The 229-nt window shown below is 70.3% G+C and carries 1 protein-coding gene; it reads left to right on the top strand.

Going from position 1 to position 229, the window contains the following annotated elements:
• Nucleotides 1-229 (top strand): AMP-binding protein (locus KCH87_RS48595; protein ID WP_210594483.1); only part of this gene is annotated, 229 nt, incomplete at both ends.

Here is a 229-nt window from a genome sequence, read left to right as displayed (position 1 = left end):
CTGCTTCGCGGGTGTGCGGGAGGTGATCACCGGTGGTGATGTGATCTCCCCGACCGCGGTGCGACGGGTACTGGAACACTGCCCGGACACCGTCGTGCGGTCGACGTACGGCCCCACCGAGACCACCCTGTTCGCGACCCAGGCCCCCTGGACCGCGGCCGATGTGGTGCCCGCGCCGATACCGGTCGGGCGTCCGCTGGACGGCATGCGCGCCTATGTTCTGGACGAC

Source organism: Streptomyces sp. GESEQ-35, assembly GCF_017948485.1.
Taxonomy (GTDB): domain Bacteria; phylum Actinomycetota; class Actinomycetes; order Streptomycetales; family Streptomycetaceae; genus Streptomyces.
The sequence above is the reverse complement of the archived record's forward strand: the minus strand, read 5'-3'. Positions and strand labels throughout refer to the sequence as shown.